This is a genomic window from Exiguobacterium sp. EF_C8 (genome assembly GCF_054956715.1).
The window spans coordinates 1331934-1349484 of the sequence record NZ_CM143264.1; the positions used below are offsets into that span (position 1 = coordinate 1331934).

General features: G+C 44.9%; 23 protein-coding genes. 17 read left to right on the forward strand and 6 right to left on the reverse strand.

Translation table 11 applies throughout. The features are described from left to right. The first annotated feature begins 90 nt into the window (after nucleotides 1-90). Nucleotides 91-549, forward strand: coding sequence for a Panacea domain-containing protein (locus tag ACY2IG_RS06970; RefSeq protein ID WP_462618577.1), 459 nt, complete (start codon nucleotides 91-93; stop codon nucleotides 547-549). After that, nucleotides 550-918 carry an MAG6450 family protein gene (locus ACY2IG_RS06975; RefSeq protein WP_462618578.1) on the forward strand — a complete coding sequence of 123 codons (369 nt, stop codon included), beginning with the start codon at nucleotides 550-552 and terminating at the stop codon, nucleotides 916-918. It begins immediately after the preceding gene. Nucleotides 919-968: 50 nt separating this feature from the next. Here ACY2IG_RS06975 and ACY2IG_RS06980 read toward each other — a convergent pair whose 3' ends face one another. Continuing rightward, nucleotides 969-1175: a hypothetical protein gene (locus tag ACY2IG_RS06980; protein WP_462618579.1), complete on the reverse strand. Its 207-nt coding sequence runs from the start codon at nucleotides 1173-1175 to the stop codon at nucleotides 969-971. A 635-nt stretch (nucleotides 1176-1810) separates the two neighbouring features. Continuing rightward, entirely contained in the window at nucleotides 1811-3061 is a 1251-nt protein-coding gene (locus tag ACY2IG_RS06985; protein ID WP_462618580.1) for a hypothetical protein, read from the reverse strand. 463 nt (nucleotides 3062-3524) lie between these two features. On the opposite strand from ACY2IG_RS06985, the gene ACY2IG_RS06990 reads away from it, so the two are divergent. Both ACY2IG_RS06990 and ACY2IG_RS06995 read left to right on the forward strand, forming a co-directional pair. Then, a complete protein-coding gene (locus tag ACY2IG_RS06990) occupies nucleotides 3525-3659 on the forward strand; it encodes a hypothetical protein (RefSeq protein WP_462618581.1) in 135 nt (44 codons plus the stop codon). A gap of 557 nt (nucleotides 3660-4216) precedes the next feature. Continuing rightward, nucleotides 4217-5065, forward strand: coding sequence for an SMI1/KNR4 family protein (locus ACY2IG_RS06995; RefSeq protein WP_290774930.1), 849 nt, complete (start codon nucleotides 4217-4219; stop codon nucleotides 5063-5065). 57 nt (nucleotides 5066-5122) lie between these two features. Here the strand turns inward: ACY2IG_RS06995 and ACY2IG_RS07000 are convergent, their stop codons facing one another. Next, nucleotides 5123-5311, reverse strand: a complete 189-nt coding sequence (locus tag ACY2IG_RS07000) for a hypothetical protein (RefSeq protein WP_290774928.1) — start codon at nucleotides 5309-5311, stop codon at nucleotides 5123-5125. A 183-nt stretch (nucleotides 5312-5494) separates the two neighbouring features. On the opposite strand from ACY2IG_RS07000, the gene ACY2IG_RS07005 reads away from it, so the two are divergent. The 6 genes from ACY2IG_RS07005 (at nucleotide 5495) to ACY2IG_RS07030 (ending at nucleotide 7980) form a co-directional block, all read left to right on the forward strand. Beyond that, the gene (locus tag ACY2IG_RS07005) at nucleotides 5495-5785 is read left to right on the forward strand and encodes a hypothetical protein (RefSeq protein ID WP_290774926.1); all 291 of its coding nucleotides are present in this window, start codon (nucleotides 5495-5497) and stop codon (nucleotides 5783-5785) included. A 25-nt stretch (nucleotides 5786-5810) separates the two neighbouring features. Then, on the forward strand, nucleotides 5811-6311 hold the full coding sequence (locus ACY2IG_RS07010) for a GNAT family N-acetyltransferase (protein WP_290774924.1): 501 nt from the start codon (nucleotides 5811-5813) through the stop codon (nucleotides 6309-6311). 19 nt (nucleotides 6312-6330) lie between these two features. After that, nucleotides 6331-6555: a hypothetical protein gene (locus ACY2IG_RS07015; RefSeq protein ID WP_035397919.1), complete on the forward strand. Its 225-nt coding sequence runs from the start codon at nucleotides 6331-6333 to the stop codon at nucleotides 6553-6555. Between the two features lie 74 nt (nucleotides 6556-6629). Further along, nucleotides 6630-6848 (forward strand): hypothetical protein, encoded by a 219-nt coding sequence (locus tag ACY2IG_RS07020; RefSeq protein ID WP_290774920.1) that lies wholly within the window; start codon nucleotides 6630-6632, stop codon nucleotides 6846-6848. Between the two features lie 74 nt (nucleotides 6849-6922). Beyond that, nucleotides 6923-7399 (forward strand): glutathione peroxidase, encoded by a 477-nt coding sequence (locus ACY2IG_RS07025; protein WP_462618582.1) that lies wholly within the window; start codon nucleotides 6923-6925, stop codon nucleotides 7397-7399. A gap of 89 nt (nucleotides 7400-7488) precedes the next feature. Next, complete coding sequence (locus ACY2IG_RS07030; RefSeq protein ID WP_462618583.1) at nucleotides 7489-7980, forward strand: GNAT family N-acetyltransferase; 492 nt, start codon at nucleotides 7489-7491, stop codon at nucleotides 7978-7980. A gap of 82 nt (nucleotides 7981-8062) precedes the next feature. On the opposite strand, the gene ACY2IG_RS07035 is transcribed toward ACY2IG_RS07030, so the two are convergent. Both ACY2IG_RS07035 and ACY2IG_RS07040 read right to left on the reverse strand, forming a co-directional pair. Further along, nucleotides 8063-8524, reverse strand: coding sequence for a hypothetical protein (locus ACY2IG_RS07035; protein ID WP_462618584.1), 462 nt, complete (start codon nucleotides 8522-8524; stop codon nucleotides 8063-8065). A gap of 3 nt (nucleotides 8525-8527) precedes the next feature. Beyond that, a complete protein-coding gene (locus tag ACY2IG_RS07040; protein WP_329470655.1) occupies nucleotides 8528-9439 on the reverse strand; it encodes an EamA family transporter in 912 nt (303 codons plus the stop codon). Between the two features lie 147 nt (nucleotides 9440-9586). Between ACY2IG_RS07040 and ACY2IG_RS07045 the strand changes: the two genes are divergently transcribed. From ACY2IG_RS07045 to ACY2IG_RS07075, 7 genes are all read left to right on the forward strand, one after another. Beyond that, nucleotides 9587-10540: an SMI1/KNR4 family protein gene (locus ACY2IG_RS07045; protein WP_462618585.1), complete on the forward strand. Its 954-nt coding sequence runs from the start codon at nucleotides 9587-9589 to the stop codon at nucleotides 10538-10540. A gap of 36 nt (nucleotides 10541-10576) precedes the next feature. After that, nucleotides 10577-11005, forward strand: a complete 429-nt coding sequence (locus ACY2IG_RS07050; RefSeq protein ID WP_462618586.1) for a BsuPI-related putative proteinase inhibitor — start codon at nucleotides 10577-10579, stop codon at nucleotides 11003-11005. Nucleotides 11006-11449: 444 nt separating this feature from the next. After that, nucleotides 11450-12343, forward strand: coding sequence for an N-acetylmuramic acid 6-phosphate etherase (gene murQ, locus ACY2IG_RS07055; protein ID WP_462618587.1), 894 nt, complete (start codon nucleotides 11450-11452; stop codon nucleotides 12341-12343). 12 nt (nucleotides 12344-12355) lie between these two features. Further along, complete coding sequence (locus ACY2IG_RS07060) at nucleotides 12356-13729, forward strand: PTS transporter subunit EIIC (RefSeq protein ID WP_462618588.1); 1374 nt, start codon at nucleotides 12356-12358, stop codon at nucleotides 13727-13729. 82 nt (nucleotides 13730-13811) lie between these two features. After that, a complete protein-coding gene (locus ACY2IG_RS07065) occupies nucleotides 13812-14858 on the forward strand; it encodes a DUF871 domain-containing protein (RefSeq protein ID WP_462618589.1) in 1047 nt (348 codons plus the stop codon). Then, on the forward strand, nucleotides 14855-15382 hold the full coding sequence (locus ACY2IG_RS07070) for a general stress protein (protein WP_462618590.1): 528 nt from the start codon (nucleotides 14855-14857) through the stop codon (nucleotides 15380-15382). The genes ACY2IG_RS07065 and ACY2IG_RS07070 overlap by 4 nt, the downstream gene beginning before the upstream one ends. Before the next feature lie 103 nt (nucleotides 15383-15485). Further along, complete coding sequence (locus ACY2IG_RS07075; RefSeq protein ID WP_290749656.1) at nucleotides 15486-16043, forward strand: DUF1349 domain-containing protein; 558 nt, start codon at nucleotides 15486-15488, stop codon at nucleotides 16041-16043. 71 nt (nucleotides 16044-16114) lie between these two features. Here the strand turns inward: ACY2IG_RS07075 and ACY2IG_RS07080 are convergent, their stop codons facing one another. Beyond that, nucleotides 16115-17221: a citrate/2-methylcitrate synthase gene (locus ACY2IG_RS07080; RefSeq protein WP_426273030.1), complete on the reverse strand. Its 1107-nt coding sequence runs from the start codon at nucleotides 17219-17221 to the stop codon at nucleotides 16115-16117. Nucleotides 17222-17551: the final 330 nt, after the last annotated feature.

Consider the following 17551-nt stretch of genomic DNA (forward strand, 5'->3'; position numbering starts at 1 on the left):
AGAAATGTAGGCATAAAATGTCTCCATATGGAGACAATTAATGTTCTCATTCTCGTAGCAAAAAAAAGTAGCATGAAGGAGATGTTATACATGCGTGAACAATCATCAATTTTTGATGTCGCAAACTTCTTCCTTTCGAAAGAGAGTATGACCAACAAGAAATTACAAAAACTTTCGTATTATGCGGTAGCGTGGATTTACACGCTTCGGGGGGAAAATGTTGCACCAGATACTGAATTCCAGGCATGGCGCCACGGTCCAGTATCACCAGAATTATATAATGCTTATAAAGGGCAAGGTTATCGAGATATCCCGAGTGTCACTAGTGACAACGAAAAATTTTCTGATGGACAATTAGATCTATTAGAAAGCGTCTGGCATACGTATGGCGACCAAACCGGTAATTCGTTAGAGGCGCTAACTCATAACGAGGATCCATGGAAACATACTTTTAAACCTGACGCGGATAATCGTTGTAAAGAACCGATCCCGTTAGATTTAATGCGCACCTTTTACAGTTCAATCCTGATTGAAGAGGATGACTGCTAAATGCCAGCACGTTCACCTCGTCAACTCACTCACGTAAAAACAAGTGAACCAGCAGGTCGTTCGCTGACTAATCGTACTCAAGCCCCGTTCATCATCTCTTTTAAGTATAAACTTGAAAGCGACTATGGGTTTAAGGAGTTACAATCGCGACACTTAAAACAGTTTCAAAACTTTTTAGATATGGTTTCAGGAATGACATTTCAGCAAGTTGATAAGAGATTTCGTAGATCATCTGATAAAACGGATGTTTATAACGAAAAAGACGTTATCCATTATCAAGTGAAAGATTCATTCAGGATTCACGGCGTAATTGAAGAAGGACGTTTTAAAGTCATTCGTCTTGATCCAAGTCATAAGTTCCATAAATGACCTTCTGCATCTGCGGGAGGTCTTTTTGCGTACATAAAAAGAGTGCCCGTTTAGGACACTCCCAGTTGCATCTTCAGTTGTTCCTCGAAGCGTTCCCGCTTCTTGCGGCTTTCCGTGACGTCGAGCTGCATCAAGTTCTCCGTCTGCTTCAGGACATCGACCTGCAAGCCTTTCGTCAGACGGTCGAACGCGGCGAGGATCTCAGGTGCCTCTCCCGACAGTACGATCTGCGTCTTGTTCACGAGCAAAACTTTCATGTGCTCCTCCTTGTGTGAAACAGTCCGACGGTCAATGCTTATCTATACCCCGCATGGGTATGAAGCAAACGGATTGCCCGCAGTCTCTATACGATCCATTGCACACCGATTGTTTTACAGGTGCATTGCACAGTCGATTGCACAGAAAGTGGGAGACACCTGACGATAAGGTAATGGGAAATTACCATTCCAAATCTTAGAAAGTACAGGAAAAGACACTGTAATTATGACGTATAGTTCTATCAATATTATGGTTTGCGTCGGAAACGTCCGCAGGCTTAAGCGATTTGTGAGGGGTGAGTGGGAGTCAGTTCCCACTCACTTCCCACTTTTTTTATTTTTTTCGTCAAAATGTCATGAGCCGCTCGGTTGAGCGGTTTTTTTGTTGTCTATTAATGTCACGAGTTTATTGTCGGTAATTCATGTAACGTGTGAATTACATGCGTATACATATTCATCGTCGTTTTATCAGTAGCATGACTGAGTATTTCTTTAATGATCTTTGGGATTGAGCCAGCCTTTCGACGCTAGTTCGGTATTTGTAGATTTTTATAATTAAACTTTCATCTCTTACGTACATATGTTCTATTCATGTAAATAAGAAAAGGCACTAGAGTGCCTTCCGTGTGCTATGTTCACGAACCTTCTTCATCTGCATGACTCATAAAATATTTAGAGTATGCTTCGATGTTCGGTTGAGTTAGTCGTTTCATGTTAGCGAGCGTATTTCTAATATCACTTGCTAGTTTCTCAGCATCGGGGTAATCATGTTTATCGATGCTATAAAATTGCTGTTGAAGTTCTGAATAAAGGTAATTCAATTCCGTTTGATTAGTAACTAGTTGTTGAGTAGTATTTTTGAGTTCTGGAGGGGAAGCCGATTGCTGCATCGTCATGATTTCTTTCCCAGTCGCATCGATCATCGACTTTAATTCGAACAGGCTAGAGGACAAAGGTGCGACTACTTTTCCTTTGTCTGTTCCGATAGATGCATTCAAATCATCAATCTTGAACATCATTTGATCGAATCCTGGAGAGATATTAAAAATAGCTGATAACAATGTACCGGTATCGTACGACGATTCAGCTACTTCATCTTCTGCCTTAGCATCTTCCGTTGTTGATTCTTTAGTGACTGGTTCCGCCACAATAGGTTCTTTGTCTTCCACAGAATCCGGCTGCTCCACTACGTCATTCGTCGCGTCGATGTTCATGTCATATCGAGTGCCATCCATGTTTTTGAAGTTGATTGGAGAATTCAACTTTTTAATCATGTCTTTTTTTAGACTGTTAAACAGTCCGAGGTGAATCCAGTAGCCGCTCGCTTTTTGAAAGTAGCGTTCCGTGTCCATTAACACCATGTCTGAAAAGTTATCGAGATTCATTTGATTGAGTTTATCACGGGTGTAATAAGATTTAAGCACGGTCTCCATTTTTTCATTTCCGTTATCATCGGTCATGACGGTAGGACGCTCGAATGCAAATAGATCAAAGCTTTTGTTTTTATATAGTTGTTTCGTCAATCGAATAGAGTCGAGAGCGTACGAATCCAAAAGTGTGTTCTCACTCCAGAATCCTGAATCTTTGTAAGTCACAATTAATGTTTTGTTTCTGACTTTAGCGCCTTTGATGTCTTCGCTATACTTCTTTAATTCATTACTGATCGTCTCCGGCGTTGCGTGTTCGAGATCTGCCGTGAATTCCGGCTTCTTGTTCTCTTTCTTGTCTTCTGCCTTTACTTCTTTCTTCACTTCCGTCGGTTTGTCATTCTGCGCGCTGTAGATACTGCCAAACATGCCGATGATGAGTACACCGAATATAGCGAACAGCTTACCTTTTCCGCCCATTCCAGATGGCTTCCGATTCGAACGCCTTCTTTCTTCCAATGTAGACCCTCCTTTATCAGTTCTTTTGATACCTATATTGTAATTTATGTTTTTAATTTCCATATTAATTCTAACTCAAAATGGCTTATTATACGATATGGATTTAGGCGATGGGATAACTATCTTCGCATCGAACAATCATATACCTAACGTATATGAATATTGAAATGCATTTAATGCATTAATTTCCAAGTGTTATAGTTTCTGTCGTGAAAGGACACAGGTAAAAGTTACATTTAGTATATGCATGATTGGTGTTGCACAGTCATTATATAGTTATTAAGAATCTCTCTAGATTAAATTAGGACAATATAAAAAATACCTTTGAAATGACATAATTAAAAAGTATAAGTTTTGAAGGTATCTTTGATTAGCACAGATAATATTTTTGAGTAGGATGATATGAACAGTAGTCAAAAGATAAATATTAATGAGGTACCTCTACATACTAAACGAGATAAGCATGACAAGAATCTGGATCGAAGAGTATGCAGTGACGGGTGATTTAGGGCGTCTGTTCGGTCATTTTTTAGATATGGACGAATCAATTAAAACGGCATATTTAATAAATCCATCAGATGGAGACAAATGTGTTTAACCAACGAAGATAATTTTGTTTGAGTTTTTAGAGCATCGAAATGAATTTCCGCTGTACCTGTATTTTTCGGATGAATATATATTAAGGGAACAACATCAGCAGTTCTTTCAGCAACAGAATATTGACTATACCATTCAAACGGTTTATCCAAGTCGCAAACATCATTTAGATCCGCTTCTCTATTTCACAGTTGAGTTAAAGAACAAGGAAACACTCAGACGCGTCGTTCGCGAGACGTACTGGTTAGGAGAAGAAAATGTTTTCTACGTGATTTCGAATTATGATAATTTAAAATTTATATTTGAGGAAAGGCGGCATTAGGGGTTCCGACAATATCTATCAGTTGCTTCGTTTAATCGAAATCCTCCATCGGTACTTATCAAGCCTGGTCATGACGGCTGTGGTTTTTTCATATGCTCAAACGATGTATCGATGAACTCGTTAGAAAACGTCATCCGCAGTAGGCCGGAAGAAATAATTATTTATCAAATCAATGACGAACTATATGAACCTGAGAATGAAGAGTGAATTCATTCTTCAACTATCGGAGGTATTATATGAAACCAGCCATCAAACAGATCAATCCATCGTCTAAACGCCCGGGTGTATCACTAATCGATCTAAAGCGTGCAGAAAAAATCCTCGGTTCAAAATTCCCGACGGATTACATTTCACTCATGCAGGAATCAAATGGTGCAGCCTTTCATGACTGGCAACTCTATTCGATACCTACTGAATCGAGTCATTCTGAAGTCGAAGATATCATCCACCATCACATAAATCGTCCAGATGGTTTACCGGAGGATATGATCTGCTTTGGTGAACATTTAGATGGGAGACGGTTATGCTACCGGATTCGACGTCGTTTTTTACAAGAGCTCGTCTTCACGTGGCATCCTAAAAAGGGACTTGAAAAATACTGTGCCTCTTCACTCAACGAATGGGTAGAATCCGAAATGTTACGAGACCGGGCTAATAAAAAGATTACCCTGGGTACTTTTAGTGTTAGTAGTCATCGACTGCTCGTGACGGATTCGAATGAAAAAGATCTAGCATCGATTGTCTTGGAGCAAGTGAAGTCTGGCGCATGGACGGCTTCCGTCACATATGATTCAGATGGAACGGTTCGTTTACTCACAGTATACGAAGGTGTCAATCAGCCGACGGGCAGATGGACGCGCTCGCATGAGATCGCGATTGATTCAGGATTTGTATTGATCGGTGATGATGTTGCGTTTCGTGAGGAGGAACTAGCCGAGGAACTCTTTTTCGGTCAACAGGACGTCCATTTGTTTCAAGCGGGTATCATGACCGAGTCTGGATATGGAGACGGTATTTATCATCTGAAAGTAAAGAAAAATCGAGATAAACAAATCATCGGAGTACGAATCAACTTCTTGGAGTAGCAATTGAAAGACCGGTCGAAGGAGCATTCCTTCGACCGGTCTTTTTGCGATATGTAGTTATTTGATATTGTCGATGGCGTTGCCGTCTTGATCGACTTGAGTAGAAAGTCCTGTCCAGCCACGACCTTTCGTCTCTAGCCAGCGGGTGAATTCGACGAGAAATTCCTCGTGCGGTACATGACCACCATCTTTTTTGACGACGACGTACCCGTCAAGCTTTACATATGACTCCTTCAGTGATTCCATGCGTAATCTCCTCCTAAGCAGCGGATGCGAAAGTAAGATTATAGCGCTTGAAACAATCATTTACAAATGATATCCATTTATCATTCGTATGAATCTATTCGTCGGAAAATCCAACTCTAGGCGGATATACCGAATAATGGATTCCAAATATAGTAAAAAGGAGAGGTGAGAGGAGACGATACGATGTGGATCGTACTGGGTTTAATGGCGATTGGATTTACGGCACTGAACATCATATTTTATTTGATCGGTAAGGACTATCGTTTCCTGATGGTGCTCGGACTGAGTTTTACGGCACTGACGCTGTGCGCCGAATACCGACTCGTCGCGGAATTCGTGGCGCGGGAGGATTGGGCAGCGTTACAGGACGTCGTACCGGGCATGGAGCGGGCGCTGTGGGTGTTGACGTTCATCTCGATCGGATTAAACGTATTGCCGCTACTGTTAGACTACCGAAAGAATCGATCTCGTTGAGGAATCCAAGAGGAGCTGACTCCTGATGAGCTATACATTTTCACCGCTGACGCAACGACAGGCGGAACAGATTGCCTACGAGTGGCAATATGACGGGGCGTTTGCATTTTATGATATGCCAAATGATGAAGAAGATTTAGCAGAATTTCTCGATCCAGCAAAGCGGGCGGAACATTATTTTGCTGTGTTGGATCGTGAAGAATTGATTGGTTATTATGTATTCGAACCAAACGCAGACGTCGTTGACGTCGGGCTTGGCATGCGACCAGACTTGACGGGCCGAGGAAATGGAGTGGCATTTTTAGAAGCCGGTCTTGCGTTCATCATGGACCGGTATGCACCTAAACAAATCGAATTAGCTGTCGCGACATTCAACGAGCGGGCGATTCGCCTGTATACGAAAAGTGGCTTCCTTCCCGTCGAACGCTTCCAACAGGCTACGAATGGTGGAAGCTATGAATTTTTGAAGATGCGTTTACAACCTATCGACGCAACGGAACCTTTTCCAAACTCTATAAGTAGATAACAGAAAAGGGGATGATGTCATGGCACGCTGTACGAATTGTCAGTATAAGTTCAACACAAAAGAACTACTCGCTGTCAGTGTTGCAATACATGGGAAAGGCAAACCATGTCCGAACTGTGGCGTGAAACAATACATGTCCCGAAAGTCGCAATTTTATCTTTCACTCGGGAATATCAGTCTCTTGTTCGTCCTGTTCTTGCCGTTTCTGATTCGGTTGAGCGACCAGGAAGAATCCATGAGGTAAGATGTCGGTTACCTTCGATTTCATGAAACTTTTTCCTGCATCCACCAGTAGAAAAGGAAGAAGGAGATGATCAAATGGTACGTTGTACGAATTGCCAGTATACGTTCAAAATGAAAGAAGTGCTTGCTGTCGGATTTGCGAAACATGGTAAAGCGTGTCCGAACTGCGGCGTGAAGCAATACATTTCAAAAGACTCGCAACATTACTTATCGCTCGGATATGTTAGTCTCTTGTTCGTCTTGATTTTACCGTTCGTCATCAAACTGAGCGACAAAGAAGAGGCGATTTGGTAAAGCATTACGCGCATGCCTGAAAACGACAGGGTGCGGCGTTTTGTCTTATACTCGGGGCAAAGGAGCTGGGAAACATGCAGACCGTATACGATGCAACCGTACAAAACGCAGCGGGCGAGACTGTTTCATTAGGTAACTATGCGGGGCGTGTCCTCGTGATCGTCAACACGGCAAGCAAATGTGGGCTCGTCAAACAACTTGGCGAACTACAGGCATTGTTCGATAAATATGACGATCAAGGAGTCACGGTGCTTGGCTTTCCGTGCGATCAATTCAATCAGCAGGAGTTCGCGAGTCAGGAAGAGACGATGCAGTTCTGTCAGCTGAACTATGGCGTGACGTTTCCGATGTTTCAGAAGATCGATGTCAATGGACTAAATGAACATCCGCTTTATACATTCCTAAAACGCGAACGGTCAGGTCTGCTGTCGTCAAAGATTAAATGGAACTATACGAAGTTTTTAATCGATCGCCAAGGTCGTGTCGTACAGCGGTTCAGTCCGGTCGATTCCGTCCAGTCGGTTGAGAAAACCTTATCCTTGTATCTATAATCCAAGTAACCGTCTGGCGTGAGGCGTTGGGCGGTTACTAATGAATGTGAGAGGTACATATGAAAATCAATTCTGTCTCAATCAGAAAGATGCAACATACCGATTATGAAATCATGTCTCAATGGTTAAGTACAAAAGAAGTGTTAGAGTTCTATGGAGATATGAACGCACCATTTACGTTGCAACAAGTGATAGATAAATACGAACCGAGAGTAAATGGAGAGATACCTGTCGCTCCATACATCGTAGAGTTAGAGGATGAACCTATTGGATTCATGCAACGTTATTTGATAACGGACGAACAAAAAGAGGCATTTGGATATCCTGCGAATTTTATCATAATTGGAATTGACCAGTTTATTGGTTATCCTGAACTTTTTAATAAAGGTATTGGAACGAAAATGATAAAATTATTCGTTGAAGATATCGCTCGAAGCAAGGAAGTAAATCGAATTATTCTAGATCCTGACGTATCAAATCTTAGAGCAATTAGAGCTTATGAAAAATGCGGGTTTCAGAAAGTGAAAAAAATCAATGAAGATACATGCTGGATGATGGAGTATACGATTGACCGTTCATAATGTATGCCTATAAATTTGTGTAGAAAAGATCCATGAAACGATTGTCCGTTTCGTGGATCTTTTGCGTATGAAATGTTTCGGGTCATTCAACGATTAGCGAATCAAATGAATACGTGACGATCGCATCGCTGCGTTTATGTCCGAGGTCCGTCAGAACTGGTGGACGGGGAGACAAGACATGAAAATCCTGTTCGAACGCCCGGAGCCAGTAATGGATCCAGTCTTTTGTAGGATCGAGTCCCATCATTTCACGTGCGAACGTCAGTAGCTTTGAATCGGTCAGCGTCAGAAGTGGAATCGGATTGATCTCGACATCTTCTTTTAGTTCATAGAGGTCCGGTGAACGTAGCAGAATCGCATCCGCCTCGAAGGTCAATCGGAAGTAATTGCAACTGTAGTCACCAACGATGACCATCGTCTCCTCCGTATGCCCACGGAAATGAAATATCAATCTGTTACCATTTGCGACATCCATCAAGAACTGATCGAGTCCGATGTTGTAATCCTCGCGAAATTGTAGTTTTTCAAGCGTGATTTCTTGCATGATTTAGCCTCCTGTCCGAGTTTGTCGTTCTTCTATCAAAACGGTTTGGCGCGTTGCTAGGCGAGACGAACTGATTAATAAGACGATACCGAGTAACAATAACGAGATCCCGAACCAAGCCGTGCCACTTAACTGTTCGCCGAGGACGAACACACCGAGCAAGGCAGCCGTCAATGGTTCACCGAGCGAGAGAGTGACGGCAGTCGACGACGGTACGTTCGATAGCCCTTTTGCGAATAACCAGTAAGCAAGCCCGGTTGCAACGACGCCGAGATGGAGGCTGATTCCGGCTCCTCGTGGCGTGACTAACCACGAGAGATCAAATAAGAAGAGCAGAGGTGATAGCAGCAAGGCGCTCGTCGTAAAGATGACGGCAACGACCGACAGCGGCGCATGGGTCTTGACAAGATCACGACTGACGAACGTATACCCGGCAAACGATAGTCCGGCACCAAGTGCAAGAACGATCCCAATTGGATCAATCGCGACCGTCCCTTGATTGTTCAGAAGCAACAGACAACCGGTGATCGATAATCCGGTTGAAGCCCACCACAGCAACGCCGGACGTTTTTTTAAGAACAGCCACTCGATGCATCCGGAGAAGATTGGTGCGCTACCAATCGCAACGACGGTACCGACAGCGACACCCGTCATTAAAACAGCCGAGAAGAACAAGGGCTGGTAAGCTGCCATGCTGACGGCAGCAAGTAAAATCGTCCGCAGTGGCCAGTCACGCAATGTCAGCTTTCCTTTTAGGAAGACGAGACAGAGCAAGAACAGTCCGCCGACAGCAAGACGAACGGCACCAATTGCAATCGGGTGTGCATCTTCTGGCGCAAAGGCTTGTGAGGTCCCAGTCGTACCCCAAAAGATCGCAGCGAGTAATATGAGTAACATCGATGATGATTTAGACATGGGTCACCTCGTCATTTTTTGAATGATATTAGAACGAGAATACCACAGAACGAGTAGGATGGAATACACCAAATAATTGAAAAAATGGTATGGTGTATAGGGTGAAGTCGTATCATTCACGAATACGAAACGAAAAGGATGGGACCCATGAAAGAAATGAACCAAATCGAAGCGGTACTTGACGTCTTATCACAAAAAATTAATCACGGGTCGACCTTTATTCAGCGGCGATACGATACAGGAGTCGCTCAATTCAATTTGAATGACCCGTTGGCGGAACAGGCGATTCAGTCATTTGAAAAACAATTCAAGCTAACGTTACCAAGTGAATATAAGACATTCCTTCGTTTACATGACGGAGCGGAGTTGTTCATGATTCAAGGTCTTGGCATCGAACTCTATCCGCTTGAAAAAGTCATTGAAATGACGATCCAGGCTAAAGAGGACGACCTGATCCATGAAGACTACGATCATTTCTTGATGATTGGCGAAATGAACGAAGGATACGTCTTGATCCATACGGAAGATGCGAAGACGGAGGAGACGCCGTATATGCACTGGATGTTTCATGAGTTGTCGACAGAGGAGACTGACCCGATCGGACAGAACTTCGGCACATTCCTCGAATATGCAATCATTGCGCAAGGGGATATGTTCTGGGAGTTCAAGGAGTTCTCGATTGCAACAGATGCTTATTATGTAGAGGACTACAATTCCGAAGAGGAAGTGAGCAAACCTCGACCAATTCGCTTCGTCGACTCGGTTCGCGTTGAAATCGAGTACCCGATTGCGAAGAAGAATGCTTATTTCTCGGTTAAGATTTTCGAAGGGAAACAAGATAAAGAAAGTCTCGGCGCTAGCTACGACTCGGATGCGCGCTTTGAAAAAGTGATGCAATCGGTTCGAGAATATTTAATGGCAGAGCGATTCCAGTATTCGTCGATCAAGGTCTTTCAAACGGAACATCGATTTTGGCAAAACGAGGACGAGACGGGTGATCCTTTGATTCGCAACCACAATCCACAACGACAAGGAATGAGCTTCGATGGATACCGTGCCTTCGTCGAGGAGCCACCGCGTCCACTTCTAGGATGGGAGTAACTCAGCAATTTCTTTATACAGAATGGAGTTTTATAGATGAAAAAATGGTTGTTGATCCCTATGATTCTTTATTTGACCGGTTGTATGATTCAACCGCAAAGTGGGAGTGAGACGAATGAGACATCCTTCAAAGGGACTACGAAAGAGGGACTCGTCTTTGAATACAAATTGACGAACACAGGAGACCATGCATTTGATGTCGTAGCTCGCTCTGGGCATTTGTTGAATGTCATCGTTCGTGAGAGCAAATCAAGGACTGTCGTCTTCGATTCAAGAAAGCAACAGAGTAAAACAAGCCAACAAAAGAAACGCGTCAAAGCATCAGAAACCGTCGTTCTCAAACAAACGGTACAAGGCGGTACGATCGAGCCGGGTACATATGATATCGAATATCTCGTTAAGGAGAAAGAAAAGAATAGCGACAGTTCTAGTTCAGTAGAGGATATGGAAGAGAAATTAAAATGATTTACGCCTCTGGTGAACGACTTCTTCAATAAATATCTTAGAGCCTCATGCAGGTTCCGGTACGAATGATGCTATTAGTAACATGAGATGTAAAAAGTGGTTTCATAGGAAGCTGATTTTTGTCCTTTAGGCAACTAACGGGTGAAAATCAGCTTTTTGTTTATCAATGATACTATGCGACGCTGCTCTATCAACTGACGATTGATCAACCCTAGGTCCACGAATCCCATTGCTCCTTGAAACGATCGGTCGCGACCAAGTCTGTTCCTTACTCGATTTTTCAAAAGAGATGGTCAGCGAAGCCCGCAGGAAATCTGCTGATCCATCCTGAAAAAGAAGAAAAGAACTTTATTATTGTATATAGAAATTTAATTTCAAAATTAAATAAAAAATATTGAATTAAAATTTCTTAATTGTATAATAAAGGGAGGGATAACAGAAAGGGTGAAGCAGATGTTAGATCAGTTAGCAACGGAACGTCGAAATGAGCGCACGATGCATCTCGACGATATGTCGGTCGAAGATGTGTTGCGCGTGATGAATGCCGAGGATCAGACGGTCGCAACGGTCATTCAAACGCAGATACCAGTCATTGCTGAAGTTGTCAAACACGTCATTACGTCATTTAATGCCGGAGGACGCTTGATTTACATCGGTGCTGGTACGAGCGGGCGGCTCGGGATTCTTGATGCAGCAGAATGTGTACCGACGTTCGGGGTCTCACCAGATATGGTCGTCGGTTTGATCGCTGGTGGCGAACGCGCGTTGATTAAAGCCGTTGAGGGAGCTGAGGATAGTCGAACATTTGCCGTCGATGATTTGAAAGCGCTCCAGTTAGAAGCACGTGATACAGTCATCGGGATCGCAGCAAGCGGACGGACGCCGTATGTCATCGGTGGGCTTGATTACGCGAAGGAAGTTGGAGCGGTGACGGCAGCGATCTCTTGTAACACGAATGCGGTCATCAGTCGGCACGCGCGTTATGCGATCGAAGTCGAAACAGGTCCGGAAGTCTTGACGGGGTCAACACGATTAAAGGCTGGAACGGCGCAAAAGCTCGTCTTGAACATGATTTCGACGGCGGCGATGATCGGTGTTGGCAAGGTCTATCAAAACCTGATGGTCGACGTCCAGTCAACGAACGAAAAACTCGAGATCCGGGCGAAGCGGATGATCAGTGAGGCGACAGGAGTCGATGCCGTAACGGCGGAACGGATCTTCCATGAAGCGCACGGACACGTTAAGACGGCGATCGTCATGATTCTCGCAAACATTCCGTACACGGAAGCCGTCGAACGATTACAGCAAGCGAACGGATTCGTCCGAGACGCACTCTAAGGGGGAAACACGATGAAGAAGGAAGAAGTGCTGGCACAAGCGATCCTCGAGCACGTTGGTGGAAAAGACAATCTCCGGCAGCTTGCGCACTGCATGACGCGGGTTCGCTTATCGTTAAAGGACCCGACGCAAGCAAATATCGATGCGTTAAAACGGATTGATGGGGTCATGGGGGTCATCGATGACGAAACGTTACAAATCGTCGTCGGTCCGGGAACAGTCAATCGGGTAGCCGACCATTTAAGTCGCGAGACGGGACTCGCGATTGGGGAAGAGTCCGTGGAACCGAATTTGACACCAGAAGAACGAGCAGCGGTCGAGCGGCAAAAAGTGAAAGCGAAACAACAGTCACCGTTCAAGCGCTTCTTACGCCGGATCGGGAATATCTTCATCCCGCTCATTCCGGGGCTTGTCGCTTCCGGTATCATCAACGGGGGAGCCAACTTCGCGAAGAACGCGGGTGTCGATGCAACACAGACCTGGATGCAAATATTATTATTGATCGGTGGGACGGTCTTTGCATATCTCGCGATCCTTGTCGGTTGGAATACGGCGAAGGAGTTCGGCGGAACACCGGTGCTCGGGGCGATTGCCGGTGGGATTCTATTCAATCCGGTACTTGCGGACATCACGATTTACGGGGAACCGCTTGTTCCAGGCAGGGGTGGCTTGTTTGGGGTCATCTTTGCCGCGTGGTTAATGACGTATCTTGAGAAACACATCCGTCGTTTCATGTTCGCATCGATCGACATCATCTTCACGCCACTGTTGACGGTGCTGATCGTCGGATTCGCCTCGCTGTATGCGATCATGCCGGTGGCTGGACTGTTGTCAGACGGCATCATGAAAGCAATCAATGCCGTACTTGAGGTCGGTGGACCACTTGCTGGGGCAGTACTTGCCGGCTTCTTCCTACCACTCGTCATGGTCGGTCTCCATCACGGACTAACGCCAATCCACCTTGAATTCTTGAATACGATCGGCAACACGCCACTCTTACCGATTCTTGCGATGGCAGGAGCAGGTCAAGTCGGGGCAGCGATGGCGATCTTCGTCAAAACGCGTAACCCGCGTTTGCGTAACATCATCAAGGGTGCGATTCCAGTTGGTTTCCTTGGAATCGGTGAACCGTTGTTATACGGGGTCACGTTGCCACTTGGTCGACCGTTCGTAACGGCATGTCTCGGGGCAGCGGTCGGTGGTGCCTTCCAAGCGACGATGAAGACTACAGCACTTGGTGTCGGCGTATCCGGTTTATCGTTAACACCGTTGATCGATAACGGAATGTACTTGACGTATATCGGTGGTCTCGTCATCTCATACGTCGCAGGCTTCCTGTTCACGTACTGGTTCGGTTTCAAAGAAGAGATGGCAGACGGTATTTAAAGTAATGAAAAGCAGTTGAATCCTTCGAAAAAGAAGGAATCAGCTGCTTTTTCCCTAAGTAGAGAAGTGAAGGAGTGAGTCGATGAAAGGATTATCGATCTATTTAAATGAACCAATCACGGATGAGACGAATGAGTGGTTGCAGCGGATGCGCACCGTCGGCTTTACGTCGCTCTTTACATCGCTTCATATCCCTGAGGATGATTCCTCACTGTACGTCGAACGCTTGCAAGCGCTCGGTCGTGTAGCAAAGACACTCGGGTATGAGCTCGTAGCGGACATCGCACCAGCGTCACTTGCGACGCTCGGAAAGACGTGGGAGACGGCAGCGACGCTAACGGACTGGGGTGTCACCGGACTGCGGCTTGATTACGGCATCAGTCCGCGACAAATCGCGACATTATCGAACCAGATGATGGTCGCACTCAATGCCAGTACCTTAACGGCAGACGAATTAACTGAGATGAAGGCACATGGTCTGCAACTCGAACGTACGGAAGCGTGGCATAACTTTTATCCGCGACCGGAAACCGGACTCGACCGGACGTGGTTTGACGAAAAAAATGCCTGGTTGCAGGCGCAAGGATTACGCGTCCAAGCATTCATACCGGGCGACGGAACACTTCGCGGACCGTTATTCGAGACGTTACCGACACTTGAAGACCATCGGGGAGTGGCACCGTTCGCAAGTTATCTGGACTTAAAGCCGACCGTCGACCGAATCCTTGTCGGCGATCCACGGTTGACGGAAGCGACGATTCGGCAATTTGAAGCAGAGCAAGACGGAGTCATCGTACTTCGGGCATTCGCGAACGGACGACAAGAACAACGGGATACGGAAACGAATCGATTTGATCCGGCGCGGGATGTCATTCGATCCGTTGAATCGCGCATGAGTCCGTCGACGATTGATCTAATACCGCAAGATCCGTCTGCCCGTCCGCTTGGGACGATCACGATCGATAATGAAAGATACGGACGCTATGCGGGCGAGGTTCAAATCACGAAACGTGATCTGCCGGCGGATGAGCGAATCAACGTCCTCGGACGCGTGATTGCAGAAGATCAACCTTTGATTGTACAGCTTGGTCCAGGAAGTAAATTCCGGATTGACTGGGTGGCGCCATGAGGCAGATCGTTGCCGAGCGCTTCGCCTATCTATACCGAGGGGAATTGTTCACGGTCATCACGATTTTACCACTCAGCTGGTTTGGTAATCGTGTCTTTCCGCAACTTCAATTATTTGAACTCAGTGCATTTTGGATGTCACTGTTTTTGTTCGAACTGTTGTTGATTCAGGGAGCTTGGTATTGGTATAGCAAGTGGAGACGTCTGAAGAAAGAAGGAACGTCGAATACCCCGAAACTGGTCGTCCGACGATTACGCCACTGTCGTGTCATCAATATTATTCTATTCGTTCTGACGACGTGCACGTTCGGAATCGATTGGATGCGTTTTCAATCTGAGCTTCCGGTGTATGGATTACGAATCACCTTGTTTTTATATATTTTTGCGATTCTTGAATATATCAATTATTTCCATATCCAACTGATGTACGATAACCGGTCAGATGTGCAATACTTAATACGGAATAGACGTTTGAAACGATCGGCTTTATATAAGGATATGCAACGACTTCGTAAAGTAGTCTGAGGGTTCATAGAAAATAGGAGGGATTGTATGCTCGATATGCTCATTCGTGGCTATCGAAAGTTACGGAAGTTAAGAGGGCGTTGAGAAAAAGGAGGATATGTTGATGAATTGGCTCAATCAACCGTCGCGTATTAAAGAGGAGACACCGTTACGCTTCATGACGGATCCGGATACGGATTTTTGGCGCAATACCCATTATCAGTTCAACCGTCTGACGGGGCATGCGCTGTTACAGGATGCTCCAAGTGGAGAATTCAAATGCCGGATTGAAGTGAAATTAAAACCGAATGCTACATATGATCAAGCGGGGATTTTGCTATATGTGAATGACGATCACTGGGTGAAAGTCTCGGCTGAATTCATTCCGGATGGTCCATCACATCTCGGTGCCGTCGTGACGAGTTTTGGGTACTCGGACTGGTCGTGTCGAGATGTCGACAACACATTGTTTGATGCGCCGCTTGTCTTTGAACTTCATTATCTCAATCAAGACGTCACACTTTATCACATAACAGGAACGTACAAAGAGCAGCTCCGGATCGCACACTTACATGACGTGACCGATTTGAAGATCGGACCGTACGCCTGTAGCCCGGATGTAGAAGCGGCAGGATGTGAAGTAGAGATATTGAATTTAACATTAGAGAAAGTCGTTGAATAAAACATCAAAAAAGTGGGGCGATGCTATACATCGCTCCACTTTTTTTAAGAAATTGTTAAAAAGAAGGCGGATTAAAACTTAGCCGCTTTTTCTGGCATCGGACCCGTATACAACGATTGTGGTCTAAAGATTCGGTTGTCTCCTGCTTGTTCAAGGATGTGTGCCGTCCAACCGATGATGCGGCTAGATGTGAACGTCGGTGTGAACAGTTCTTTCGGAATATCGAGTCCTTTTAAGACGGCTGCCGCAAAGAACTCAACGTTCGTATAGAGTTTTCTGCCCGGTTTGTACTCTTCGAGTAAATCGATTGCTGTTTGCTCCATTTGTGTAATCAGATTGAACCAATCGCTCTCTTGTGCGAGATCTTTTGAGACGACTTTTAAGGCTTCTGAACGCGGATCGCGTGTTTTATAGACGCGGTGACCAAAGCCCATCAATTTTTCGCCTTTTTCTAATTTGTTCCGGATCCATGGTTCGATGTTGTCGATCGTTCCAATTTCATCAATCATCTCAATGACTTCTGAAGGGGCACCACCATGAAGTGGCCCTTTCATGGATCCGATCGCGGCACAGACGCCGGAAATCATTTCCGATTCCGTCGAGACGACGACACGAGAAGCGAACGTCGAAGCATTCATGCCGTGTTCGATTGTTAAGATCAGATACGCTGTCAGCGCTTTAATCTCAACGTCACTTGGTAATTGTCCCTTGATCATATAGATATAATTCGCGACGTGATCAAGTTCCGGATTCGGTTCAATGAAGTCAGCGCCTTGATTTTTTTGATACTTATAGGCGATGATCGTTGGTAAGAGTGCCGTTAAGTGCATCGCTTGATCGATTGTTGGTGGCCAAGCGAAAGCGGGTGTACCAAGCGCCGAGATTGCCGTGCGCATCGTGCTCATGACATCCATCTCGTTCGGCAATGTATCGAGAATCGTCTTTACGTAAGAAGGAAGTTCACGATAGCTTGTCATCTGTTCCTTGAATGTCAAAAGTTCCGATTCAGTCGGGAACGCACCGTTCCAGATGAAATACGCCACTTCTTCGAATGAATAAGATAATGCAAGTTCCTTTGCCCAGTGTCCACGATAGATAAGATGACCTAATGTTCCATCGACTAAACCGATTTGTGTTTCAGCGGCAATGACGCCTTCGAGTCCTTTTTTGTATTCCATCTTCAACACTCCTTTTCTAATACCTACTGTCAGTATGACTTACAACGATATCAAATCACCAGTTATTTGAATGCGTTTCCAAAATTATTCTTTGAAGCGCTATGATTAGAGTGCATTCTGTTTCAAGAAACAATCCAAATAGATAGTAGCTATGAAGGAGTACATATGAATAAAGCCATGATTATTCGCTTATTAGGATTTTTCTTTGTATTAAATGTCTTTTTAATGATCGATTGTCGGTTTTCAAATCGAGTATCGCTGTCATAGTAGGGATGCTCTTGATGAGCGGATTATTCTTACCCATTGTATTTATTTTCGTATAAGTGATCC